Annotated in this window: 12 protein-coding genes and 1 pseudogene; 6 read left to right on the top strand and 7 right to left on the bottom strand. The window is 72.1% G+C overall.

Translation table 11 applies throughout. The annotated features are described in order from the left end of the window. Positions 1-1,149: 1,149 nt before the first annotated feature. Positions 1,150-1,887: a leucine-rich repeat domain-containing protein gene (locus C1I95_RS37205; protein WP_369122535.1), complete on the top strand. Its 738-nt coding sequence runs from the start codon at positions 1,150-1,152 to the stop codon at positions 1,885-1,887. A 2,979-nt stretch (positions 1,888-4,866) separates the two neighbouring features. Here the strand turns inward: C1I95_RS37205 and C1I95_RS37200 are convergent. From C1I95_RS37200 to C1I95_RS09620, 3 genes and pseudogenes are all read right to left on the bottom strand, one after another. Further along, positions 4,867-12,951, bottom strand: a pseudogene (locus tag C1I95_RS37200) (toxin glutamine deamidase domain-containing protein); the annotation flags it as partial. Positions 12,952-12,999: 48 nt separating this feature from the next. Continuing rightward, positions 13,000-13,341 (bottom strand): hypothetical protein, encoded by a 342-nt coding sequence (locus tag C1I95_RS09625; protein WP_111213445.1) that lies wholly within the window; start codon positions 13,339-13,341, stop codon positions 13,000-13,002. After that, positions 13,338-13,730: a YbaB/EbfC family nucleoid-associated protein gene (locus C1I95_RS09620; protein WP_111213448.1), complete on the bottom strand. Its 393-nt coding sequence runs from the start codon at positions 13,728-13,730 to the stop codon at positions 13,338-13,340. The genes C1I95_RS09625 and C1I95_RS09620 overlap by 4 nt, the downstream gene beginning before the upstream one ends. Positions 13,731-13,898: 168 nt before the next feature. Here C1I95_RS09620 and mycP point away from each other — a divergent pair, with 168 nt between their 5' ends. Further along, the gene (gene mycP, locus C1I95_RS09615; protein WP_267900690.1) at positions 13,899-15,179 is read left to right on the top strand and encodes a type VII secretion-associated serine protease mycosin; all 1,281 of its coding nucleotides are present in this window, start codon (positions 13,899-13,901) and stop codon (positions 15,177-15,179) included. 90 nt (positions 15,180-15,269) lie between these two features. On the opposite strand, the gene C1I95_RS09610 is transcribed toward mycP, so the two are convergent. The 3 genes from C1I95_RS09610 to eccB form a co-directional block, all read right to left on the bottom strand. Continuing rightward, positions 15,270-15,560 carry a WXG100 family type VII secretion target gene (locus tag C1I95_RS09610; RefSeq protein ID WP_111213443.1) on the bottom strand — a complete coding sequence of 97 codons (291 nt, stop codon included), beginning with the start codon at positions 15,558-15,560 and terminating at the stop codon, positions 15,270-15,272. A gap of 13 nt (positions 15,561-15,573) precedes the next feature. Further along, positions 15,574-15,903, bottom strand: a complete 330-nt coding sequence (locus C1I95_RS09605) for a WXG100 family type VII secretion target (RefSeq protein ID WP_111213442.1) — start codon at positions 15,901-15,903, stop codon at positions 15,574-15,576. Positions 15,904-16,058: 155 nt separating this feature from the next. Then, positions 16,059-17,486: a type VII secretion protein EccB gene (eccB, locus tag C1I95_RS09600; protein WP_111213441.1), complete on the bottom strand. Its 1,428-nt coding sequence runs from the start codon at positions 17,484-17,486 to the stop codon at positions 16,059-16,061. A gap of 141 nt (positions 17,487-17,627) precedes the next feature. On the opposite strand from eccB, the gene C1I95_RS09595 reads away from it, so the two are divergent. Beyond that, positions 17,628-18,368 carry an SUKH-3 domain-containing protein gene (locus C1I95_RS09595; RefSeq protein ID WP_111213440.1) on the top strand — a complete coding sequence of 247 codons (741 nt, stop codon included), beginning with the start codon at positions 17,628-17,630 and terminating at the stop codon, positions 18,366-18,368. A 37-nt stretch (positions 18,369-18,405) separates the two neighbouring features. Here C1I95_RS09595 and eccD read toward each other — a convergent pair whose 3' ends face one another. After that, positions 18,406-19,794: a type VII secretion integral membrane protein EccD gene (eccD, locus tag C1I95_RS09590; protein ID WP_111213439.1), complete on the bottom strand. Its 1,389-nt coding sequence runs from the start codon at positions 19,792-19,794 to the stop codon at positions 18,406-18,408. A gap of 246 nt (positions 19,795-20,040) precedes the next feature. Between eccD and eccCa the strand changes: the two genes are divergently transcribed. The 3 genes from eccCa to C1I95_RS34765 all read left to right on the top strand — a co-directional run. After that, positions 20,041-24,003, top strand: a complete 3,963-nt coding sequence (gene eccCa / locus C1I95_RS09585) for a type VII secretion protein EccCa (RefSeq protein WP_111213438.1) — start codon at positions 20,041-20,043, stop codon at positions 24,001-24,003. Positions 24,004-24,131: 128 nt separating this feature from the next. Beyond that, the gene (locus C1I95_RS09580; protein WP_111213437.1) at positions 24,132-24,752 is read left to right on the top strand and encodes a hypothetical protein; all 621 of its coding nucleotides are present in this window, start codon (positions 24,132-24,134) and stop codon (positions 24,750-24,752) included. A gap of 34 nt (positions 24,753-24,786) precedes the next feature. Then, positions 24,787-25,607, top strand: an 821-nt coding sequence (locus C1I95_RS34765) for a WXG100 family type VII secretion target (protein WP_369122534.1), incomplete at its 3' end; no start/stop codon positions are given.

Raw genomic sequence — 25,607 nt, 5'->3', positions numbered from 1 at the left:
CAGGGCCACGGCCTGGCCGCCGGGCAGTCCGCGCAGCGCGGCGCGGGACCGCTGCCGGTCCTCGTGCAGCTGCGCCTGCCGGCCGGCCTCGGTGGTCAGGTCGAACGCCGGGCGGGCCGCGCCGAGGTCGATCGCGGGCACCCCAGCCACCATGTACGGGCGCAGGTCGTAGCGGCCGGTCAGGTCGACGTAGACGCCCTCCGCGGCCAGCCGGTCGGCGAGTTGCGGATCCACCGCCCGGATCCGGTCGAGCTGCGCCTGCGGTACGCCGACGATCTGCCCGGCGAAGGCGGGCATCCGCGGCATGCCGGACTGTGCGTGCTCGGCCTCGGCGGCCAGTTCCCGCAGCCGGGCGTCCAGGTCGGCCTGCTGGGGCACCTGGAAGTCCGGTGCCAGCCGGGAGCGGTAGTCGATCATCCGGATCCGCTCGACCTCGGTGAGGGTCGGCGCGCCCGCCAGCACGGCGGAGACCGCGTCGGGGGTGATCGACGGCACGCTGAGCTGCATCAGGTGGGCCAGCACGTCGCGCGGGAGCAGGGCCCACCGGGCCCGGACATCCGGGTCGCCCACCCGTAGGCCGAGGTGGTCGGCGAGGGCGTCGATCTCGGCGCGTACGGCCAGCCGGGTGGCCGGGTCGGCGTTGGCGTCGGCGTACGCGGCGGCGAGCAGCCGGATCTCGGCCATCCGCCCCCGGTCGTGGGCGGTCAGCCCGGCCGGGTCGATCGGGCCGGGCACATTGCCCGGGTCCAGCGGGCCGACCAGAGCCCGGCCGGACTCGTGCAGCGCCACCAGCTCGGCCACCTCGTGCGCGAGCGCCCGGGCGACCACCTGGTCGACGGCCCGGTCCGACACGGTGACCGTGAAGCTCCCGTCGGGGTTGCGGACCGACTGGGCCACCACGCCGTCGGTCAACGGGCCGGTGGTGAGCCGCGCCGTCAGCGGGTACTGCCCGGCCGAGCGGATCTCGAACCGGTCGGGGCCGACCGGTACCACCGCGTCCACCTGGGCGTACGGGGCCACCTGCGGCAGGGCGGCCCGCGCCACCTCCAGCACGGCCGCCGGATCGGCGGCCGGGCGGCCCAGGCCGTGGAATGTGGCGCCCGGAACCGCGGCGGCGGTGATCGAGCCGTCCGTCGATACGCTGCCGTCATGGCCACGCCCGCCGAGATCTACGCCGCCGTCCTGGCCGCCCCGGACGACCTCGAGCTCCGCCGGCGGTACGCCGACGCCATCGAGGCCACCGACCCCGAGCACGCCCAGCTGATCCGCCTCGACCTGACGGGTGCCCGCCCCACCCGGGACGACGTCCGGCTGTACCGGCGGGTCACCCCGCGTCTCGCCGCGCCGGTCGCCCACCTGCTCGTCGACTGGAAGGTGCGCAACGGCCTCGTCGAGTCGGTCACCATGACCGGCCGCGCCTTCGTCGACCACGGCGACGAGGTCAGCGCCCACCTCCCGGTCCGGCATCTGGTGCTGGTCGAGGCGGCCGGGCTGATGCCGGAGGTGGCCGGTGTCGCCAGTCTGAGCCGACTGGTCGCCCTCGACCTGCGCAACAACCCTGTCGGCGACGACGGGCTCGCCGCGCTGGTCGGTTCCCCGTACCTGGGCCGACTGCGCTGGCTGGGGCTGGCGCACTGCGGCATCGGGCCGGCCGGTGCCGAGGCTCTCGCCGCCAGTCGGAACCTTCCCGCCCTGCGCTACGTCGACCTGCGACGCAACCCCGTCGAGGTCACCGCTGAGGGCATTGGGCAGGACATCGACGGCAAGCCCATGTGGGTCGAGATGCCCGCGCTCGGCCAGGAGTTGATCGCCCGGTACGGGCCGCTGTCCTGGCTCGACGTCCAGTGGGGCTGGCGTTGGCTCGGCGTCGGCTGGGACGAGGTCTGACGGCGAATCCGCAGGTGCGGGGCCGCCGGCGGCTGGCCCGGTCGGCGATGACGGTGGAGTGGCACCGCGATTGGCCTCGGCGATCCGCTGGGCGTGGAACCGGATGCTGGGCGCAATACCCCGCGAGTCGTCCGGCAGCGCTGCGGCCTGCAACCTGACCGAGTCCCGGACGGATTCATCGACCTCGGCCAGCAGCACACCGGCCACGCTGGCACCGCCGAGGACCCTCAGCTGGCCACTGCCGTCGCGCAGTCCCAGCACGTCCGCCGGGCCACCCAGTTCGGTGGCCGTTCCCTCGATCGCCGACAGGTCCACCTCGGACAACAGCGCCTGCACCCCGCCGGGAAGTCGGGGCTCCTGCCCGATGGAGAGCACCACCCGGTCGTAGACCTGGTCGGTGCCGTCGGTGAAGCGCACCAGGAACGCTCCGTCGACCGTGTGCCGGACGCTGACAACCTCACGCAGCGACATGTCCGCCACCCGGGCCTGGGCGGTATCCGAGTACGCCCCGAGGCCGGGCAGGGTGTTGCGCCGGTTGTAGCCGCCGCTGAAGCTGTGTCGCAGCTGTGCCTCGGCGTCCACTGCCGGGTCGCCCGTCACCTGGTCGGACGGCAGGCTCCCGGCCTGGGCCGACCAGTCGATGCGTCCTGCCGCGGAGGCCGCGGCCTGTTCGATGTCCCACGCGCCGGACGCGCCCGCGCCGTAGACGAGCACCCGATCCCCGGGACGGTAGGCATCGGCCAGGTTCTGCCCGCCGAAGTTGACGGGCGGGGTGGCCGGTCGGGGATCACTGAACGAGCCGTCGACGTGGCCGAGCCGGGCGGCCACATCCGTGGGCAGCGAGTCGGGATCCACCTGCCCGCCCGCCGGGTCGTGGACCTGCCCGGTCGAGGGGTCGACGGCGTACCCGGAGACCGGATCGACCACCAGCGGATCGGTCGGCCGGCCGGTGAGGTCCGTGAGCAGCGGCAGGTCCGACCGATCCGTGCCCGGGCCGCCGAGGATGGCGCGTACGGCCGGCGGCAGGCGGTCCGGGGCGACCGGACTGCCGTCGGGGTCGCGGAACACCGGCGCGGGACCGGACCGATCCACGCGGTAGCCGGTCGTCGGGTCGACGTACCGGGCGGTGGTGGTGGCCGGCGCGCTCGGCACGCGGGACGGTCCCGGGCCGCTCGCGATGTCGACGGAGCTGGTGTAGAAGTCCCGCCCGCCGACGGTCACCCGGAAGTTGGCGCCGTCGGGCCACCCCACCGCGTCCACCGGGCGGGGTGTGATCGCGGTCGCCAGCCCCTGGTAGGTCGGCATTCCGGTCAGCGCCCGCGCCGCGCCCACCGCGTCGGCGAAGACGTCGGACGGGGTGAACTGGGTGCCCTGCTCGGCCAGGGCGGCCGGCTGGAACGGCAACCCGGGAAGCTCCAACTCCGAGGGGATCTGCCCCATCAGCAGTTCCTGGCGGTCCGCCCACGGGTCGTGCCCCTGGGAGACGCAGAGCACCGGCGGCAGGCCGGTCCCGGTGTCGCCGGCGGCCCCCAGGGTGACGAAGTCGGTGGTGGCCGCCCAGCCGCCGCCGATCACCAGCCGGCCGAAAACGTGGTCGGGTGCCGCGTCCAGTTCCGCGTCGACCCGGGCGGTCAGGGCGAGATCGGCGTCGTTACGCAGGGCGGTGGCCTGCTGTGCCCAGGCACGGGCCTCGGCGCGGATCGCCGACTGGGCCGCCCGGAGGTCCGCGACGAGCTGTTGCCCGTCACCCTGCGCGAGCCCGATCAGGCTTTCCACCTGAGCCGAGACCGGGCCCAGGTGGGACCGGATCAGGTCGAGCCGGGCCTGGGCCGCCGCCGGCCCGACCAGCGGCACGTTGCTGCCGAGCCCGTGTACGGCATGCGTCGGGTCCTGCTCCACCAGGCCGGCGGCGACGAGCAGGCTCAACGCCTCGGCGCGCAACTGGCCGGATCGCGCCGGATCGGACGTGGCGCTGCTGTCGGCGAGCACGACCCGCAACTCGGCCAGGTGGCCGATGTCCCTCGCGGTGAGGACGCGGTTGCCGTCGTGCTCCGGCCGGGCGCCTTCGGCGAGCGCCGTGGTGGCGTCGTAGCGCAGCCCCATGGCCCGGTCCTGGGCGACCGTGTCCGCCTCGGCCAGCATCGCGGCCACCGCCCGCCGGACGTGGTCCGGGTGCGCGCCGGTGGACACCTGCACGGCGGCACCGTCGGCGGTGTACTGGACGGTGGCGACGGGCACCACCGACGCGTCCGCCGGGGGGTTGGCCAGCTCGATACGTACCTGGAACGGGCCGTCGTCCGTGTCCAGCGTGACGGTGGCGGTGGCCGGGTCGACGGTCACCCCGTCGGGCAGCGGCCCGGCGGTCAGCGCCGCCTGGACGGCGTCGGCGGTGCGCGCGGGATCGGCGTCGAGCAACGCACCGCCGAAGGTCGTACCGGCGGCGGCCTGCCGCAGATCGGGCCCGTCGGCGGCGGAGTCGGAACCGCGCGGCCCGGTCGGACCGTCCGGACCGTCCGGCCCCATCCCGCCGTCGAGGTTCGTCGCGCCGTCGAGGTTTGTCGCGCCGTCGAGGTTTGTCGCGCCGTCGGCGTCCGTCAGGCCGTCGGTTCCGGTTCCGGCCAGACCTGTCGGCCCTTGATCCGGCCCTCGCGTCGCGCCTGTGTGTACTCCTCCATCACTCGCCGGGCTGGCAGGCTGGAGTGGACTGTGATCACTCCCGACCGGTCGATGATGTAGCTCCCCTGGCCGACGTGCATCCCCGAGGCCCGCTCCTGCTCCGAGAGTCTCTCCCGGGCCAGCCAGCCGAACTCGAACTCCCGAAGCACGATCGGATTCCGGGTCCCCAGCAGCCGGCTGATCAGCGTCAGCGCCTCGTCCCTGGTCAACTCGCCCCTCTCCGTCAGGCATCATCATCGCCCAGAGGGCATGGGTTTCCCGCACGTCAGCAGCCGGCATGTCCACCGACGCCGTACCCGTCTGAGGGTCCCACCACACCGGCGCGTCGGCGTCGGCCGGGAAGACGATCACGAAGGCATGTGAGCCGTCGACCTCGGGCTGGCCGTCCGCATCGAGGACGACGTTCCCGTTGTCGTCGACGAGCAGCCAGTCGGACACCACGAGCGCCGACGCACCGGGGCCCGCGTCCGCCACCTGCTGGTAGAGGTCGGCGTACTGCGCGGCCACCGCCTCGGTACGGGCCGACAGCGCATCGGGCAGGCTGTCGGGTCCGCCGATCCACTCCCCGCCGATCCATGCCTCGGCCCGCTCCAGACCGCCCCGCTCGCCGGAGACGCGATCGATCGAGCCGTCGTCGAGCCGGTCGGCCCAACGAGGTGCGGACACCTGCGGATCACCGCGGAAGCTGGCCAGCGCCGCCAGCGAGCTGTCGAGGCAGTTGTTGCCCCGGCCGGGCTGGTCCGGCCCACCGTCGTTGACCAGTTGCCCGTACGGGTGGGTGGACGGGTCCGCGAAGACGGCGTACCCCTGCGGCGTGGACAGGCTCGCGGCGAGATCGGCCTGGAAGCGGGGATCCTCCAGCGGGGCCAGCTCACCCGGCCCGAACCGCCGGCTCTCCGGCAGCGACGAATCGGCGCCGGGATTCCTCAGGCCGTCGGTTCCGCCGTCGGCCAGACTTGCCGCCCCGTCAAGCGGCCCTCCCTGCGCGCCTCCGTGTACTCCGTAATCAGCAGCGGCACGGGCAGACTGATCTGCGCCGTGATCACGCCCGTCCGGTCGATGATGTAGCTCCCATGGCCCAGCTGCCTGCCCTCCGCTCGTTCCTGTGGTGACAGCTGTTCCTTCGCCAGCCATCCGAACTCGAACGGATGCAGCTCGATCTCGTTCGCCGTGCCCAGCAGGCGCTTGATCAGTGCCAGCGCCTCGTCCTCCGTCATCCGAAACCCCTTCCACCGACGTCACCATCGACCACAGCGCGTACGTGTGTAGTACGTAGGCGGCTGGGTGCTGAGGCCACGTCAATCCCCGTTGCGGATCCCACCAGACCGGCCCCTCGGCACCCTCCGGATACACCAGCACCAAGGCGTGCGAATCCTGGACCTGCACGTTTCCGCCGTCGAGGACGAGTTCCCCGGTGTGCGGATCCGTCCTGAGCCATTCGGCCACGACCAGTGCCGCCGAGCCCGGACCCGCCTCCGCGACACGCTGATGGAGGTCCGCGTACTGCTCGGCAACCGCCGCAGCGCGGTCGGCCGGCGTCGTGGGTAGCCCTTCCGGGCCCCCAGACCACTCGGCGCCGAGCCATGCCTCGGCGCGATCGAGACCACTTGCCTCCCCCGTCATGGCGTCGATCGACCCGTCCGGTCGGACGTCCGGCCAGCGAGGAGAGGAGACCTGCGGGTCACCGTAGAAGCTGGACAGCGCCGAGAGCGAGCAGTCGAGGCAGTTGTTGCCACGCCCGGGCTGGTTGGGCCCGCCGTCGTTGATCAGTTGACCGTACGGATGGGTCGACGGGTCGGCAAAGACTGCGTACCCCTCAGGCGTCCGCAGGCTTTGCTCGACGTCCCGGTGATAACCCGAATCCTCCAGCGGGGCCAGCTCACCCGGCCCGAACCGCCTCGTCTCCGGCAACCCGTGGGCGGTGTCAATCGACACCGACGGTGGGCCCGCTCCGGTTGCCTCCGGTGCCCCCGGGCCGGCGTCGCTCGGTCCGCCGGGCCGCGCATCCCTGCCGGGGGCGTCGGCGGTCAGGTCGCCCGGTGACAGATCTCCGTCAGCTCGGCCTCGCTCGGCAACGGAACCGTCGTGAAGTGCGCCGTCTGGCGTTCCGCCGTCGTCCGGTCGACCTGCTCGATCGCGTGGCGTTCCGGATTCGCCCACAGGATCGCCGCCGCCACGTCCGGACGGAACGTCCAGGCGTCCGTCGACCGGTCCCAGATCACCGCCTGGGTCGGTCCCGTGCTGTCCGCCTCCGCGATCAGGTTGACCGGCGGGCCGGTCGGGTCGTCCGGTCTCCGGAGGAGGAAGTAGCCGAACGTCAGCGTCGCCATGCACGCCCCCCATCAGGTCGGGGTCCAGACCGGGCAGGTCGGACGCCGTCAATCCTCGCTCGGTGAGCATGTCGGCGAACGTGCGGCCCTGCTGCCCGAGCCAGTCGACGTACGAGTCCCGAATGCTGGCCTGCCGGGGCGAGGCCATCCACTTCGCGAAGCTGGTGTTCTTCGGGGTATCGAAGCGCGCGGTGTCCATGCCGCTCGGCATGCTCGCGGCGATGCCGTTGGCCTTGTTGATGGCCAGGATGTCGAGGAACGCGTGCACCCGGGCGGCCGGGGACTGCGCGGGGTCGCGCATCACCTCGTACGGCCCGTGGGTCTGCTTGCCGATCGCGTAGCTGGTCGCGGTCGGGAACTGCAACTCGAAGGTACGCCCGGTCGGTGACGTCAGGGTGCAGTTCAGACCGAAGAACCGGTTACCCGGGTGCCAGAAGTTCTTCAGGTCGGTGACCTGGTAGCCCTGCGCCTCCAACGAGGTAAGGACCGAGTCCACCGCTGGCCCGTACGCCTCGGACTCCGGCCCGCGCACCGAGAACCGCACCACGTCGTTGATGGTGTCCAGCGCCGGTCCGATGTCGTACCCGAGCGGTTCCAGCTCGGTGCGGAACTTGCGAGCCAGCGACTCCGCGCCCTTGACGCGGTGCTCCTCACCGAGGGTGCTCAGCGCATCCTCGTTGGTCAGCCCGAGCTGCGCGTTCACGTCGGCGTTGACGCTGTGCAGGTCGGCCAGGATCTGGTCGGCGTCCTGCTGCGCCTCGGTCAGCGCGTCGAGCAGGGTGGTCCGATCCGTTTCCGGGAGCCCGTCGAGATAGTGGTTCGGGGCCGGGTTGCCGTCGCTCAGTCCGCCGGATCCGGTGCCGGCCAGACCTGCCGGCCGGTTATCCGGCCCTCCCGTCGGGCCGCCGCGTACCGCTTCATGATCAGAGGTGGCGGCAGGCTGGGATGGGCGGTCACCACTCCCGTCTGGTCGATGATGAAGACCCCTTGGCCCAGTTGCCTGCCCTGCGCCCGCTGCTGCGGGGAGAGCGTCTCCTGGGCTGCCCAGCCGAACTCGAACGGGAAGACCGCCACCGGGTTGTCCGTCCCGAGCAGCCTGGTCATCAGCTGCCGGGCTTGCTCCCTGCCCATCGGCATGATCGGGCTGCACCTCCATCGACCACAGGTTGTGCGTCAGTCCAACATAGTCCCCGGGCAGCGGGCCGGTGATGGTGCTGGCGAACTGAGGATCCCACCACACCGGCCCATCCGCGTCCTGCGGGTAGACGAGCAGGAAGACGTGTTCGGCCGCACCCTGCACATGCCCGTCGGCGTCGACCAGGGGGTCCCCGGTCTGCTCGTCGATCCGGAGCCACTCGACCGCGACGACCGCGGCCGAGCCCGGTCCCGCGTCGAGGACGCGCTGGTAGAGCTCCGCGTACCGGTCCGCCACGGCGGCAGACCGCTCGGCAGGGGTACGGGGCAGGCTGTCGTTGTCGCCGGTCCACTCGCCGCCGATCCAGCTCTCGATCCGGCCGAAGCCGTCCAGCTCACCGAGCTGGGTCTCCAGTGATCCGTCGTCGAGCCGGTCCGGCCAGCGCGGGTGGGACACCTGGGGGTCGCCGTAGAAGCTGGCCAGCGCGGCAAGCGTGTTGTCGACGCAGTTGTTGCTGCGTCCCGGCTGGCCCGTCCCGCCGTCGTTGATCAGCTGGCCGTACGGGTGGGTGGACGGGTCGGCGAAGACCGCATAGCCGTCGGGCGTCAGCAGACTGTCCGCGAGGTCGTCCTGGTAGCGGGGGTCTTCCAAGGGCGCCAGCCGGTCCGGCCCGAAAAGCCGGGTGTCGGGCATCGCCCAGCCCTGCATGTCGGGCCAGGCGTCTAGGTCGGGATTCCCCTCGGCGTCCGGTCCGAGGCTCTGCTCGGAATTCGGATCGCCGTCCGTCACGTCCGCGGTCGGGTCCGCGTCCGCACCGGGGCGCCCGGTCGGTCCGGCATCCGGTGCCGTCCGGGCAGAAGGCACGGGTGCCTGCGTGTCGTTGGGTGCGGTCGAGGCCGGCGGAGTCGGTGCCTGGGAACGGTCGTTGGCTTGCGCCGATCGGACCGGATCACCCTCGGCGTCAAGCACGATCGACCACACGTCACCGACTCGCGAGCCGTGTAACGGGGCGGTGTCCGAGATCAGCTGATTCTGGCCGTCAAGCCAGACAACCGTGCCATCGTGGTTGACGGCGTTCCAGGTGTGTGCGCCGGGCTGGTCCGCCCAGGAGTTGACGATCAGCGCCGCTGAGCCCGGACCGGCCGCGCGAAGCGCCGCAGCGAGCGCATCCAATGCGGTCGCACCGTTGCCCGCGTGGGCAAAACTGGACCGAAGCGCCTGCTCCTGCCGCGCGGTGCTGCCCGTCTCGACCTGGGCCGACGTGGCCGTCGGCGCGGCCACCTCGGGCCGACCGAACCAGGTCGACAGGACCGAAAGCCCGACATCTGCACAGTTGTTGTCCCGCCCTGGAACGGCGGGTCCGCCGTCATTGACCAGCCCTGCCCAGGGCCCGCGTGGGTCCGGGTGCACCACCGGGCGTCCGGTCGCCTCGTCGCGCGGCACGGCCGCCTCGAGCGACTGCTGATCGGCTTGGCCGGGCGGGATCAGACCTTCCGGCTGGCCGTATGGACGATTTTGGCTAAGTGGCGGGCCGTTGCCCACCACGCCGGGCACAGACGGCTGGTAGACACTGACATCCCGTTCCGGGTCCGTGATCGGCTCGATGTTGAACTGCGGCAGGAAGTGCGCGCACGACCGACACGGCGGCCGGTAATGTCCGAGTTCGTATGTGACGCCGTCTGACCGAGCCGGCTTGACCTGATGCGTAACGATCTTGGAGCCTTGGAAGGCATCCAAGGCGTACTGCTCGAAAGTGCCGGGTTCGCCCGCGTCCCGCCACTGCTGTTCGAGCTGGTAAAGCTGATCGGAAACCAAGGCCACCTCGGCGCACTTGCCATGCCCGCTGCCCACGTCGTCAACCAAGGTCGCCGCCGTCCGGTTGAGGGCGGCCTGCGCAAGCGGATGAACTCTCGGTTGGGTGGGCGGCTTGGTGCCCTTGTCCGCAGTCATGCTCGTGTGCGTCGTGATGTCGCCGCTTGGCATGAGCAATGCGCCGGCCATACCTGGCTGCTTGCCCTTGGAGACAGTGGCGGCCTTGATCGCCGAGCGGACAGTGTCGGCCAGGGTCCGTGACGCCTCGATCAGGCTGCGTTCGGCATCCGGGCTGGCGGGGTCGCCGTCCACCGACGTCGGATCCAGATGCCAGCTGTGCGTACCGCGACCGGTCGGCCCCTCCGACCGCTTGAGGGTTTCCGGATTCACCGGTCCCGCGTCGGTACCCGGCCCGGTCGGACCGCTGTGGATGCTCCCTGTGCTGCCCGGCACCGGTACGACGACCGGCCCGTCGGTGCGGGTCTGCTGGGCCTGATCCGCGCGATCCGTGGCCGGGTCGACATCGCCGTCGTGGGCCACTGGCCCGGCGGTGTCGGGCGGGCTGGTCGTCGGGTCGGCGCCGGTCGTCTGGGCCGGCACCGTCGGGGCGGTCGGGTCGACCGACGTACGTGCCTCCGGCCGGCCGGAAGACGACGGGTTGCCCGGCTGGCTCGTGGTGCCCTGCTGCGCCGGCGTGCCCTGTGCCGGATTCCCCTGCTGGGCCGGCGTGCCTTGCTGTGCCGGCGTGCCCTGCTGGGTGGGCCCGCCCTGTTGAGTGGTGCTGGGCTGGGTCGGGCCGGCGGCCGGAGTCAGTGAGATCGAGCCCGCCGAGTTCGCCGCCGCAGGGTTGACGCCCGGCCCGGCGGGCGTTGTACGCCCTGGTGCGGGTTGCGCAGTGGTGTTGCCGGGCTGGGTGCCCGCCGCCGGCGGGGCGTTCGTCCCCGCCGGCGGCGTTCCGCCCGTGGTCGGCGTCGGCGCGTTCGGATTGGTCGCCACCTGCGGACCGGTCTGCGGACCGGCCGTGGGGCCCGAGTTCGTCGGGGCGGTGGGGCCGGTCGGCGCCACGCTGCCCGGCGTCGGTCCGGCCACCGGGGCGGCACCAGGCGCGCCGGGCAGCACCGCAGGCGGCGAGTCCGAGGCCAGGGAATCGGCCCGGCCGTCGACCGGAGCGTTGCCGGCGAAGTCGGTGGAGGAAGCGTCCGCCAAGGTGCGACCCGTGCCCGCCGACCCGTCGCCCGGCGTGGTCGTGGTGGCGTCCGTGCGCGGGCCCGCGACCTGTCCGCTGCCGCTGTGTTCGGTCGACCCACTCGCGGGTCGGTCAGGGCCGCGCGAGTCCGTGCCCGGTGCGGCCTGGCTGGGCGAGTCCGTGCCTGGCGCGGTTTGGCTGGGCGAGTCCGTGCCTGGCGCGGTCTGGCTGGGCGACGTGACCGGCTGGCCAGCGTCGGCGGTGGGACCGCCGCCCACGGTGGTGCCGTCTGTCGGCGCACCGGCGGGAGTCGTGGTCGCGCCATCGGCGGGAACGGCGACCGGGGTCCCGGTCGTGCCGTCGACGCGCGATGTGCCGTCGTCGGTGGTCGTGGCCCCACCGTCGACCGTCGGGGCAGTGGACCCGTCGACCGTCGGGACGCTCGTCGCGTCGACGGTCGGCGGCGCGAGGCTGATCGAGCCCGATCCGCTGTCCGGTACGGTGCCCGCACCGTTCTGGGTCGCGCCGCCGGTGTTGGTGTTCCCGCTGCCGGAGGTGCCACCCGCGCCGTTGGTGCTGCCGGCGGTAGCGCCCGACCCCGCGCCGTTGGTGCTGCCGGCGCCGGTCGAGCCGGACCCCGCGCCGGTGCCGCTCCCGGAGGTCGAGCCGCCGGTGGAACCGCCACCCGTGGTCGACCCGCCGCCGGTCGCGCCGGTACCCGTCGCGCCAGGGGCGCCGGTGGTCCCGCCGAGGTTGCCGAGACCGTTCGTGCCTCCGACGCCGAGGGACGGGTCGATCCCACCCGCGCCCAGGCCGGCGCCGGGCGTCTCGATGCCCATCTTGCCGAGGCCCCAGTTGGTGACCCTCGCACCGAGGTTGCCGCTGGCACCTCCCGCGATGGTCGCCCCGGTGCGACCGGCACCGCTGGCGAACCCGCCGAGAAAGGCATCCGCACCCGGCATGGCCCATTGGCCGTTGACCGAGCCGTTGGCGAGCACGCTGGCAGCCGGGGAGATGACCGCGTTCTGCATGCCGGAAGTGAGGCTGGTGCTACCCCAGCGGACCAGGCCGCTGCCCCGGAAGGACAGCTGCGACGGGCTGAACGAGAACGGCATCCGGGGCGCCGCCCGCCGGCCGGCCCAGTTCATGCCGGAGCCGAGCACGGCGCCGTAGGCGCCGCCCACGCCGGCGGTGAAGGTCCGGTTGCCGTCCCACTGCCGCCGCTGTCCGGTGTGCATCTGGTACGCCTGGGCACCGACGTCGATGATCAGCTCCTCGCCGATCTCCTCGAGCAGTTCCAGGCCGAGCCGGTTCAGGCCCTGCCGAAAACCCTGGCTCGCGACGATCTGCCCGATCCTCGTGCCGGCCGCCCGCAGCGCCGCCTGCATCCCGGCCCGGGTGAGCAGTTGGCGCCCCATCTGGGCGATCAGTCGCCGGAAAGCTACCGTCACGGCCTGTCGGCCGGCGGCCAGGATGCCCGGGATCGCGCCCGCCGAGACCCCGCCCAGCCAGGCCATCAGCAGCGCGACGAAGACCGCGATGACGGTGATGATGACCGCGATCAGCACGGTCAGCTTGGCGTACTCGATCTCCAGCGCGGCCTGGTCGCAGCCGACGGCGTACGCACCGGCGATCTCCTGGATCAGCGGCAGGCCGGTGTTCGGGTCGACACCGATCCTGTTCCACAACCCGCCGAACGCCTCGCCGGCCCCGCCACCCCAGCTCTGCAGGATCTTCATGACCGCCGGGTCGGCCTCGCCCAGCGTCTCGCCGACCAGGTCGGCCAGCGCCTGCCAGGCGTCGGCGAGCTCGCGCATTCTGTCTTCGTCGCCGCTGGGCCACGCCTCGCCCGCGCTCACCCAGCAGATGGCATCCCAGACCCACGCGTACTCGCCCAGCGAGTCCCTGGGATTGGGTACCGCCACCCCGCGTGCCCCTCTGTCCGATGCCGACTCGTGGCCGTCGCCCGACGGCTACTTGTCCTCGCCGCCGAACAGCGTCTTGACCATGTCGTCGACGTCGACGGTGCCCTCGACCGCGCCCTTGACGGTCGGTCCCATCAGTTCCACCACCGGAACGATGTCGGCGGCCATGTCGAGGACCTTCTGCGCCGGCTGGTCCTCGCCGCCGAGGTAGCTCTTGTTGAACTCGTTGCCCGGCTCGTCGTCGCCCCAGGGGCGGTCCCCGTTGAGCGTGCCGATCGTCGCGGCAAGGCCCTGCCAGCGCTGGGCGAGCCGGGCGCCAGCGGCACCGAGGGTGTTTGCGCCGTCGACCGCCGCGTCCGGCTTGACGAAAGTTTCGCGCAGCTCGGTCATCGCTTGTCCTCCCCGGGCAGGTCGCTGTCCAACTGGCGGAAGATGCCGTCGAGGTCGTGGTCCATGTAGGCCTGGAACTGGCTGTCGGGCACGAACGGACGGAGCAGCCGCTCGACGTCGGCCATCGCCTTCTCGGTGGCCCGCCGGATCGTCTCGGTGACGGTGGCGGAAAGCTCCTTCGAGTTCGGTCGGCGGTAGATGCGGGGGTCGAACTCGACCTTCGTCACCTGACCACGTGGCCCGACCGTGACGGTGACCAGGCCGTCGTCGGAGGTGACCGTCGCCTCCACCGCCTTGAGTCCCTGCTGGAGGTCGCCCACGCCGGAGCGCATCCGCTCGAACTGTGCCATCAGTTCGTCGGCACGGGCGCGCAGCGCCTGTACGTCCATGGCGTGTCCCTCCCCGTGCACGTCCACGTTCCGCCCGCGCCTGGGCGTGACGACTCGACCATACTTAATGGGCGCGACATTGGGGCGGTCGGTCTGCGGCCGTCCGCCGTTACGATTCACCGGCACCGGTCGACGAGAGAGCGAGCAGGAATGGTCCGTGACCGTCCCATGGCGGCATTCGCCCTGGTAGGTGCGGTGCTGACCACGGCACTGACCGTCCCCGCACCGACACCGGCCCGCGCCGCCCCGGCGATTTGCCAGAATCCGAGCGATCCGGGAGAGGTCAACACCGAGACGCCCTGGCACCAGCGGTGGCTCGCGCCGCAGCGGGTGTGGCCGTTCAGCACCGGTGCGCGGGTACGGGTCGCGGTCATCGATTCCGGCACCGACAGCAGTCATCCTCAGATGGCCGGGCGGGTGACCACCGGTTTCGACGCGCTTCGCGGCGCGCCGGGTGGCGACGTGGACTGCGTCTCGCACGGCACCGCGGTCGCCAGCATCATCGCCGCCGGCCGGCAGGAGGGCGTCGGCTTCTACGGCCTGGCGCCGGACGCCACGATCGTGCCGATCCGGGTCAGCGAGCGCAACGCCAACGAGGGAGCGGACGCCGGCGGTGACACCGTCACCGGTGCGGTCTTCGCGCGAGCGATCCGGCAGGCGGTCGACGACGGCGCAGACGTGATCAACATGTCGGTGACCCTCTACTACCCGGACCCGGACGTCGAACAGGCCGTCCGGTACGCCGTCGAACAGGATGTCGTGCTGGTCGCCGCCGCCGGCAACCAGCACCAGGACGGTGCCCGCCCCGACCCGGTGCCCTACCCCGCCGCCTTCGACGGAGTGATCGGCGTGGGTGCCATCGACCAGAACGGGGCCCGGATCCGGCAGTCCCAGATCGGGCCGTACGTCGACATCGTCGCCCCGGGCGGGGCGGTGGTGGCCGCCACCCGCCTGGTCGGTCACAGTGTCTGGGACGGCACCAGCTTCGCCACGCCGATGGTGAGCGCCACGGCCGCCCTGATCCGCTCCGCCGAGCCCAACCTGTCGGCGAAGGAGGTCACCAGCCGGCTGCTCGCCACCGCCGATCCGGCGCGGGGGGACGCCTCGCGCGGCTACGGCAGCGGGGTGGTCAATCCGTACCGGGCAGTCACCGAACGGCTGACCACCGGAGCACCGGTGGCCCAGCCGCCGCTGCCCGACGTGCCCTACGACGCCGCAGCGGCGGCGCGCGCCGAACGCTGGGCGGTCTTCGGCCGGCTGGCACTGTGGATCGGCCTGGCGCTGGCCACGCTCGCCGTCGTGGTGGCGGCGCTGGCGGTGCTGCTGCCGCGCGGCCGGCGGACGCGTTGGCGGCCCACCCGGCCTGCCGCGCCGCCGGCCGCCGGACCGGAGATCGACGAGCCCGAGGAGCACTTCTTCCGGGTGCCGAGTTCGATGCCACGCGGCTGACGGCAGCGGTGGAGGCCGGCTCTCCGCGAGTCGCCGGATACGACGATGGCCCGGCAAGGGGCCCGGGCCATCGGTTGCTGCGGTAGCGGTTCAGTCGCCGAACTTCGCGCGGTTGGCCGCCTCACGGGCCTGCATCTTCGAGGCCGACTCCCGCAACGCACGCTCGATCCGGCCGAGCAGGTCACGCAGGTCGTTGGCGGCCGACTCCCACTCGGTCTGCCGGCGGAAGTACGCCTCCCGGGCTTCACCGTCCCAGGTGGACAACAGCGGAGCGATGCCGGACTTGAGCCCGTCCAGCTCACCCGTCATGTTCCGAACCGCGCCGCTGCAGCTGTCCGCTGCCGCGTTCAGGCCGGCAAAGTTGTAGCGGATCTCCGTCATGAGTTCTCCCCCGTCAGAGCTTCAGGGCCGCGGTGATCTGGCCGGCGGTCGCACCGGCGCTGTCCATGTCGGACCTGATCTCCTCGTCGCTGACGTCGTAGTCCTTACCGGCCGAACCCACGGCCTCGGCGATCGCACGAAGCGCGACGTTGAGCCGGGCCATGTCCTGGTCGAACCGCTCACGCACCTGCTGGAAGGAACCCGCACCAGCGCCCTTCCACTGGTCGTAGAGCGGCGCGAGCTGGTCCATCAGCGAGTTGAGATTGCCGGTGAGCCGGTCGGCGACGCCATCGACGTCACCCTCGGTCTTCACCATCAAGCCGGTGTCGGTATTCATCGACATGGTGGAAGTCACCCCCGTCCTCGTTCGATCGCCCCGCTTCGCCGCGGCGGCGTGTCAGTCGGCGCTCAGGCACCATCGTCGTTCGAAACGGTAACGCGTCGTGTCCAGCCGGCGCTACACCGCTGCTCGGCCGCACCTCCATTGTGGCTGGTAGCTCACTCCGGGTCGAGGGCGAGTTTCGCGGTCGCCGGATCGAGGGCCGGCCCGGTGGGCAGCCGGACCACCAGGCTGGCGGGCAGACGCACCGGTTGCACCCCCGCGTAGCCGAGCATCGCCGGCACCCCCTCGGAGGCCAGCGGATAGCGGTAGCCGACATCGGTGACCAGGTTGAGGGTGCCGCCCTCCTGGTCCGGCGAGGAGACGGCCGTGACCAGGACCCCGTAGCCGGGCTCGATGACCACCCGGTCGGCCAACGGAATGCCGTCGCCGGTCTGCTCACCGGTACGCACCGGCTCGCGTACCGGTGAGACCTGCGAGTCGAGCAGCACCGTCGGCTCGTCCTGGCCGGGCTGGTAGGCGGCGCAGACGGCGGGCTGGTCACCGGCCAGCCGGGCGATCTCGGGCCGCTGCTCGGGCGCGCGGTGCCGTCCCTGGGCCGGCGCCGCCGCCTTCGGCGCGGCGGCGGCCGTACCTGCTGCGAGTTCGATCGGGAGCGGCTTCGTCCCGTCCGGGTACGCCGCCTGCGTCTCCCCGTCGGCCATGAGCACGTCCGCCTGCACCGGGGTGATCGGGACCAGCCGGGTCCGTTCGGCCAGGTAGTACTGGCGGCTGTCGTTCTGGCTCTTCACCACGAAGACCTGGCCGACCCGGGCGTCCGGCAACGCGGTCGAGGGCGCGCCCCGGTCGGACACCCGGCGAGGGGCGATCGGCTCACCGGCCGGCAGGGCGTTCAGCCACGCCCCGCCGACCTCCACCACCGGCTCGGCGCTCATGGTGAGCCCCTCCAGCACGATCTTCTCGTTGCGGATCTCGTACCGGTGGTCCCGCCAGACCAGGTGCAGCCGACTGGTCTTGCGGTCGCGCACCAGCAGCGCGGCGTCACCCGGCTCCCGTCCGCCGTTGGGCGCCCGTCCGACGGTGAGCACCGTAGTGGCGACGATCCCGCCGGCGGCGTCCCGGGCCGGCTGGGTGCACAGGGTCCACGGCCCGTCCAGGATCCGGTTGGGTGCCGGCAGCGAGTCCGGCGCGAAGGGAATGCCGATACGGGGGCCGCGCGGGGTGCCGACCAGCGAGTTGCGGGAGACCGAGACGGTCGGTGCAGCCGATTCCATGGCCAGCAGGGCGGAGGCGTAGTTGAGCACCGGATGCAGGCGACCCTCCCGGTACAGGTACCGGGTGCCGGTCTCCTTCTCCAGGATGACCGCGCCGCCCTCCTTCCACTTGGTGGCCCCACCAGGACGCAACAGACCGTAGACGCCCACGGCGGCCAGGCAGAGCACGGCCACCATGACGCTGGCGAAACCGGCGCCGCCGAGCCGGCGGAACGGTGCCGCCTCCGGGTCGGGCTCGCGCGCCACCAGCGCGGAGGTCATCCGCTGCACGAAGAACTGGTACGACTGGACCTGGTCCCGCCGCGACGGCATGGCAGCCCTCCCCCTGGCGTACGCCGGCACGGTCACGAAAGCCGGACCGCGCTGCCTACCATAGGCACGGCGTCGAGCCGGCCGGTGCCCGCACCCATTGCGGACCGGTGGAACCGACGACGGCAGCCGAGGAGTCTTACGATGATCAGCCGCGACGAGGCTCTGGCCATCGCCCGCCAGTGGGCCGGCGAAAGCCAGCCGGTGCTTGACGTGACGCTGTTCGAGTTCGACCTCGGTTACGTCGCCTGCCGGGTCGAACCGGCCGCCCCCGCGACTGGCGGGCCACCCGCTCCGCCTCCCGCCACCGGTTATTCCCGGGCGGTCATCGACCGCGAGACCGGCGAGGTGTCTCAATGGCCCTCGCTGCCCTGGCAGACCATCGCCGAGCGGTACGTGCAGCGTCGCGCCGCCCAGGCACGCTTCCCACCCGACGTGCGGCATGTGCTGGAACAGGCGGGGTGGTTCCCAGGCCGCGATTTCGGCGCGGCAGTCGACCACTGGATGGTCCGCTTCGCCGACGAACTGGCCGGGCTGGATTGCCCGCCGATTGCGCGGAACGCGCTGGTCGAGTTCGGTGGCCTGCGACTGCCTCAGTTCGGTCGCCGCGGCCACCTGGGAGGCGGCTTCATGAGCTACATCCACCCGACGCGGGGTGGGGTGGTGACCGAGGCAGCTCGGGATTTCGCCGAGGAGTACGACAACCCGGTCTACCCGCTCGGCAACAACGAGGACGGCCCGTCCGAACTGGTCGTCGACGCGCAGGGACGGGTCTTCATGCTGCATTGGGCGGACGACTTCTTCGTCGGCCCCGACGTCGATTCCGCCATCGTCAAGCTGATCCGGGGTGGCCCGATGGCCGAGGCCAGCGACCGCGACTGGTGAGCCGGCCGGGTCGGGCCACCTCCACCGGCGGACCGGGTCAGCCGTTGATCGCCCGCATGAAGGCGTACAGGCCCAGCACGCTGCACGCCACCGGTACCACGGCGAGCTGGAGCAGGATGTCGAACACGTCGCCGAGCCGGGCCAGCCGGGGCGACGGGGCACGCCGGCTGTAGGCGAGGCCGGCACCGGCCGAGAGCCCCGCCGCGACCAGCGCCACCGGCAGCACGGCCAGCACCCGCGCCGCCGTCGACGCGTCGGCCGCGCCGACCAGCGGCAGCAGGCCCAGACCCACCAGGCCGACGGCGAGCATCGGCACTCGGTGCCGAACGGTCGAGACCAGCCGGGCCCGCAGCAGGTAACCCAGCGAGATCACCCCGGCGAGCAGCAGCGCGGAGAGCGTGCCGGTCGCGGTGAGCACGATCAGGCAGCCGATGGTGACGACGAACGCCCCGAAGATCGTCCCGGTGAGTACCTCGTCGGCGCGGGCGGTGGCCTGGTAGACCACCTCACGCTTCGGCTGCGGCTCGTCGCGCAGCAGGTCCTCGGCGGTGCGCGGCAGCGCCGGCATCGGCATCTTCCCGAGCCGGACGGAGAGCAGCGGCATGGCCGGCAACAGCAGGGCCACCGCGCTGACCACGACCGCGGTGCCCTGGGCGGCGTCCATGGAGCCGAGGGCGAGCAGCCCGCCCACCATGCCCCAGAACCCGACGAAGACCGCGGCCACGAAAACGCGGGTCGCGTCGCCCACCCCGAGCAGGCCGAACAGCCCGGACAGCAGCAGCACGGCGGAGCCGAGCAGCACGTGCGGCGCACCCAGCGCCCACACCGACTCCCCGGTGCCGATCACCAGCACGCCGCCGACGAAGGCGTAGGGCAGCCCGGCGGCGGCGACGACCGCACCGGCGAGGGAGTCGGCCATCGCCCGGGACAGCACGATCCCGCTGAGTAGCAGCACCCCGGCCGCGCCGAGGGCGACCGCCCCGCCGAGCCAGCCAGGCTGCTCGGAGGTGACGATCACGACCAGACCGAGCAGTAGCAGCACCCCGGCCACGATCAGGCCGGTCAGCCGGGTCGCGAACGGGGTCCAGACCACGCCGCGCCGGCGGGCGCCGTCGGCGACGGCCTCCATCAGATCGTCGTACGCCAGCTCCGGCCACTCGGTACGCCGGGGCACCAGGTGCAGCGTCTCGCCGTCGCGGACGTTCTGGGCGGCCAGCGTACGGGTCAGGTCGACGGCGGTGCCGTCGCTGCGGCGCAGCATCCAGCCGCCGTGGCTGGTGCCGTCCGACGGTTCCTCGTCGGCTTGGCGCAGCACGGCGGGCAGCAGCCCGACGAGCGGCAGATGCTCGGGAAGGGCGAGATCCAGCCGCCGGTTGGGGGCGACGACGGCGATTCGCGCGAGTCCGGTTCCGGCCTGGGTGACCACTGACGACCCCTCGGTACGAGGAGCGGGCCGATGGGCCCGCGGCTGTCCTGACGGGGAAAGGCTACCTACCATGTGCCGGTGACGCGGGTCCCGGTTCACCGCGGTGGTCTCCGGACACCGACGGGGTTGCCCGCGTAGCACCTGATGGCGTTTCGTGAGGTCCTAGTGGGCTTGACGCGGCGGCCGAACGTGCGGGGGTGCCGGGCGTGCACAACACGCCCACGAGAGGCAACGGAGGTCTGTCACGTGAGCACGGTGGTCGTCAAGCGACCCGCCCGGCAGCCGGAACCGGAGTATCCCTCCGGCGAGGTGCTGTTGGAGGCGCCACCCGAGGTACCCGCCCCGAGCGGCAAGGCCTGGGGGCAGATGCTGATGCTGCTGCCGATGCTCGCCGGCTCCTTCGCGATGGCGCTGATGTTCGCCGGCCGGGGTGGGTCGACCCTCGGCTACGTCACCGGAGGCCTGTTCGGACTCTCCGCCATCGGCATGCTCGCCTCCCAACTGACCAACAACTCGGGCGGCCCGGGCAAGCAGGAGATGCTGCAGAAGCGCCGCGAGTACATGACCCACCTGTCGCGGCACCGCCGTCGGGTGCTCAAGACGATCCGAAAGCAGCGGGAGGCCGCCTTCTACCGGCACCCGGACCCGGACACGCTCTGGTCGCTGCCGCTGGGCCCGCGGCTGTGGGAACGCCGTCGCGGCGACGTGGACTTCGCCACCGTACGCATCGGTCTGGGGCCGCAGGAGCTGGCCACGCCGCTGGTGCCGCCGCCCGCGACGTCGCTGGAGAAGCTGGAGCCGATGTGCGCGCTGGCTCTGCGCCGGTTCCTCACCACCTACGGCGAGGTGCCGGACCTGCCGGTGACCATGGCGCTGAACGGATTCGCCCGGGTGCACCTACGCGGCGACACCGACGCCGCCCGTGGGATGGTCCGGGCGGTACTCGCCCAGGCCACCGCGTTCCACGCCCCCGACGACATGCTCGTGGCGATCTGCGTGGCACCCGATCGGCGGGCCGCGTGGGAGTGGACGAAGTGGTTGCCGCACGCCCTGCACCCGTCGCGGACCGACGCGCTCGGCCAGCTGCGGCTGGTGGCGCCCTCGGTGACCGGACTGGAGGCGATGCTCGACGACGTGCTGGCCAGTCGGCCACGGTTCAACGCCAGCGGTGGGGCGCCGCAGGTCGGCGGACCGCACGTGCTGGTGGTCATCGACGGCGGCGACACCGCCGGGTCGGACCACCTGATGACCGACGGCGGTGTGGAGGGCGTCACCCTGCTGGACCTGTCCACCCCGGCGCCGCGGATGCTCGACCGGTCGCGGCTGGTGCTGGAGGTGACGGCGGACGGCAAGCTGCACAGCACCACCGTGGACGGGCCGGCGGAGATCGGCCGGGCCGACGACTGCCGGGTGACGGAGATCGAGGCGCTGGCCATGCAACTGGCCCCGCTGCGCCTGTCGGCCGCCTCCCGGGGCAGCGGCGACACCCCGCTCGCCACCGAGCTGGGCCTGGCCGATCTGCTCGACCTCGGCGACCCGTACGAGTTCGACGTCGACCGGGCCTGGCAGCCGCGCCCCAACCGGGACAAGCTGCGGGTGCCGATCGGGGTGGGCACCGACGGCGGGCCGGTGGAGCTGGACCTGAAGGAGTCGGCGCAGGACGGCATGGGCCCGCACGGGCTGCTCATCGGCGCGACCGGTTCCGGCAAGTCCGAGCTGCTGCGCACCCTGGTGCTGGCGCTGGCCGCGACGCATTCGTCGGAGAGCCTCAACTTCGTCCTGGTCGACTTCAAGGGTGGTGCCACGTTCACCCGGCTGGACGCGTTGCCGCACACCAGCGCGGTGATCACCAACCTTGCGGACGAGCTGCCGCTGGTGGACCGAATGACCGACGCCATCAACGGCGAGCTGGTCCGCCGGCAGGAGCTGCTGCGTGCGGCGGGCAACTACGCCTCGCAACGCGACTACGAGAAGGCCCGGGCGGCGGGCGCTCCGCTGTCACCGCTGCCGAGCCTGCTCATCATCTGCGACGAGTTCTCCGAGCTGCTCACCGCGAAGCCCGACTTCATCGACATGTTCGTGCAGATCGGCCGGGTCGGCCGGTCGCTCGGCGTGCACCTGCTGCTGGCCAGCCAGCGGCTGGAGGAGGGGCGGCTACGGGGGCTCGACACGCACCTGTCGTACCGGATCGGTCTGCGGACATTCTCCGCGATGGAGTCCCGGGTGGTGCTCGGCGCCACCGACGCGTACGAGCTGCCCCGCTCGCCGGGCCACGGATATCTGCGCTTCGGCACCGAGCCGCTGATCCGGTTCAAGGCCGCGTACGTCTCCGGGGCCTACCGGAGCAAGACCGCCGCGGCGGTCGCGGCTGGCGACGGCGAGGACCGGGTACGCGAGTACAGCACCGTCTACGTGGCCCCGCCGGTGACCCGTACGCCACACCAGGAGGAGACGCCGGAACCGGCCGACGGAGTCGGCGAGAGCGTGCTGGACATCCTGGTCGGGCGGCTCGCCGGTCGGGGCAAGCCGGCGCACCAGGTGTGGCTGCCGCCGCTGGCCGAGCCGCCGACGATGGACCAGTTGCTGCCCCCGCTGACCGCCGACCCGGCCCGTGGGGTGACCGTGGCGCACGCCGGCCTGCTGGGCGAGCTGCAGGTGGCGGTCGGCATCGTCGACAAGCCCTACGAGCAACGCCGGGACGTGCTCTGGTTCGACCTGGCCGGGGCGGCCGGCCACGCGGTGATCGTCGGCGGCCCGCAGAGCGGTAAGAGCACCCTGCTGCGGACGGTGGTCACGTCGCTGGCGCTGACCCACACCCCCCGGGAAGCCCAGGTGTACTGCCTCGACCTGGGCAGCAGCGCGCTGTCCTCGCTGCGCGACCTGCCGCACGTCGGCTCGGTGGCGACCCGCCTCGACGCCGGCCTGGTCCGGCGTACCGTGGCCGAGCTGCAACTGCTGATGGGCGAGCGGGAGCGGCGGTTCGCCGAGCGCGGCGTCGACTCGATGGCCGAGTACCGGCGGGGCCGCCGGCACGGCCAGCACAACGACGACCCGTTCGGGGACGTTTTCCTGGTCATCGACGGTTGGGCGACGCTGCGGGCCGAGTTCGAGGACCTCGAACCCACCATCAACGACATCGCCAACCGGGGGCTCTCCTTCGGCATCCACCTGATCGTCACCGCCGGACGCTGGATGGACCTGCGCCCGGCCGTCCGGGACGTCTTCGGTACCCGGCTGGAGCTGTGGCTGGCCGACGCGAGCGACTCCAACCTGGACCGCCGGGCGGCGATGAACGTGCCGGAGAAGTCGCCGGGCCGGGGCATCACGCCGGACGGGCAGCAGTTCTTGGCGGCGCTTCCCCGGGCCGACAGCGCACAGGAGTCGGAGACCCTGTCCGAGGGAGCCCGCAAGCTGGTCTCCGACCTGGCCGCCGCCTGGCATGGCCCGGGCGCACCGCCGATCCGGCTGCTCCCGCCGGTGGTCCCCTACGGCAGCCTGCCGAGCACCGGCCGCCCGGGAGTGCCGATCGGCATCGCCGAGGTGGATCTCCAGCCGGTGCACCTGGACTTCGCCGCCGACCCGCACTTCATCCTGTTCGGCGACGGCGAGTCGGGGAAGAGCACGTTCCTGCGGGCGCTGGCGCAGACGATCGTCGACCGCCACGAGCTGACCGAGGCTCGGCTGGTCCTGGTCGACTACCGGCGCAGCCTGCTCGGCGACATCGACACGCCACACCTGATCGGGTATGGCTCGACGGCACAGGTCACCGAGAGCATCGTCGCCGAGGTGGCCGGGGTGATGCGCGACCGACTGCCTCCGCCCGACATCACCGCGGAGCGGTTGCGGGCCCGCGACTGGTGGAAGGGCCCCGACCTCTACGTGCTGGTCGACGACTACGACCTGGTGGCCGGCGCGGGCAGCAACCCGCTGACCCCGTTGCTGGAATTCCTCCCCCAGGCCCGGGACATCGGCCTGCACCTGGTCATCGCCCGGCGCACCGGCGGCGCGAGCCGGGCGTTGTACGAGCCGGTGCTGATGCGGCTGCGCGAGATCAGCACGCCGGGCATCGTGATGTCCGGCAACCGGGACGAGGGGGTGCTGCTCGGCACGGTCCGGCCCGGGCCACTGCCACCGGGCCGGGGCTGGCTGGTGTCCCGGCGCGGCGGTACCCGGCTGGTGCAGTTGGTGCACCTTCCACCACGCTCGTGACCGGCGAACGGGGTTGCTCGATCAGGCTACCGTCGGCCAGAGTGGACTTACGGTGCGCGGCTGCGGTCTCTGGCTCCTCGGAGTAAGACCAGCCGCGCCAGCACCATGTGAGCGAACGGGGGAGGGACATGGGCGACGAGTGGCTCGTCGATGAGAACATCGACGTCGACATCAACCAGCTGAAGGACTTCGCGCAGGCCATCCAGAAGGAGTTGGAGACCAACTTCCAGCCCAGCTTCGAGAACGGCCTCCGCCCGATGCTCACCGTGCAGGCGCCGTTCGGCGGCGGCGGGCTCAAGGAGGCCGCCTTCTTCCGGGGCCGGCACGACGAGAGCCGGATGGCCGTGTCCCACCTGATGGGCGACGTGATGAAGGGGCTCACCGCACTGAGCGTGGCCGCCGTGTCCATCTCCGCCGAGTACCTCACCGGCGATGCGTTGGCCCAGGCCACCAACGAGGACGTCTTCAACGCGTTCTACGCGGTGGACGGCCAGGAGACCCTCAGCGGCCAGTGGCAGCAGGGCGAGGGCGACCCCACGGCCGACATGCCGGCGGAGGCCACGAACCCCACGCCCATGTCGCCGTACCAGGGCATGGACTCCTGCCCGACCGATGACCAGCGGGAGAACACCCCGGAGTGGGCCAGGACCGAGGTCGTGGGCGAGGGTTCGGGCGCGTACGTGATCTCCGGCGACACCGAACGCATGCACGGCGAGGACCTCCGGCTGGACCAGTCGAACCTGCGGTGACAGGCGGCAGGGCCACGGGACCTGAGGAGCGGGGATGACCAACGACTACTACGGCTGGACGGCGCCGAACTACCACCAGTACACCGGTGTCACGGACGACTACGCGGCCGAGCGGGCCGCCCAGTCCACGCCGTACGAGCCCACGAGGTGGGACGACGTCAACATCGAGCAGATGTGGGAGTACGTCCGTAAGGAGAGCGACGAACGCACCACGGCGCTCGCCGAGACCTGGCGGCGGGCGGCCAGCCTGCTCCAGTCCACCCGGGAGAACCTCAAGCGCCACGCCGACTCGCTGGACGCCAGGTGGAGTTCACCGGCGGCCCGGGTCTTCATGTCCCGGGTCGGCGCGACGCTGCACTCGCTCGACGAGTGGAAGGAAGTGGCCAGCAACAACGCCACCGGCCTGGAGCAGATCGCCGGCAAGATCAAGGCCTCGCAACGCGACATGCGGGAGCTCTGGCTGCAGTACAAGGCCGAGCAGCAGCGACAGCAGGAGATCTACGAGAAGGACAAGGCCGAGATCACCTTCAGCGACATCTTCGGCGACAACCACAAGACGTACGAGGAGGTCCAGCGGGAGTTCCACCAGCGGGCCAAGGACATCGCCAAGCCGCTGGCCGACCTCTACATCGACGTCTACATCTCGAACATCTCCCGGGGCGGGAAGTTCAAGGGCCCGACCGACGCGGTCATGAAAAGCCCGGACATACCTGCGCCGGGCAGGCCGGGCACAGTCGGTAACCGGCCGGTCAAGCCCGGGGTGGACGGCAACCGTCCAAATCGTCCGAGTCGTCCGGATCGTCCGGACACGCCCACCCGGCCGGATCTGGGCGACCGGCCGACCGAGCCCACCAC

Origin of the sequence: Micromonospora craterilacus, from assembly GCF_003236315.1 — a bacterium.
GTDB lineage: Bacteria > Actinomycetota > Actinomycetes > Mycobacteriales > Micromonosporaceae > Micromonospora > Micromonospora craterilacus.
Note: the sequence above shows the minus strand (reverse complement) of the source record. Positions and strands in the feature narration are given on the sequence as shown.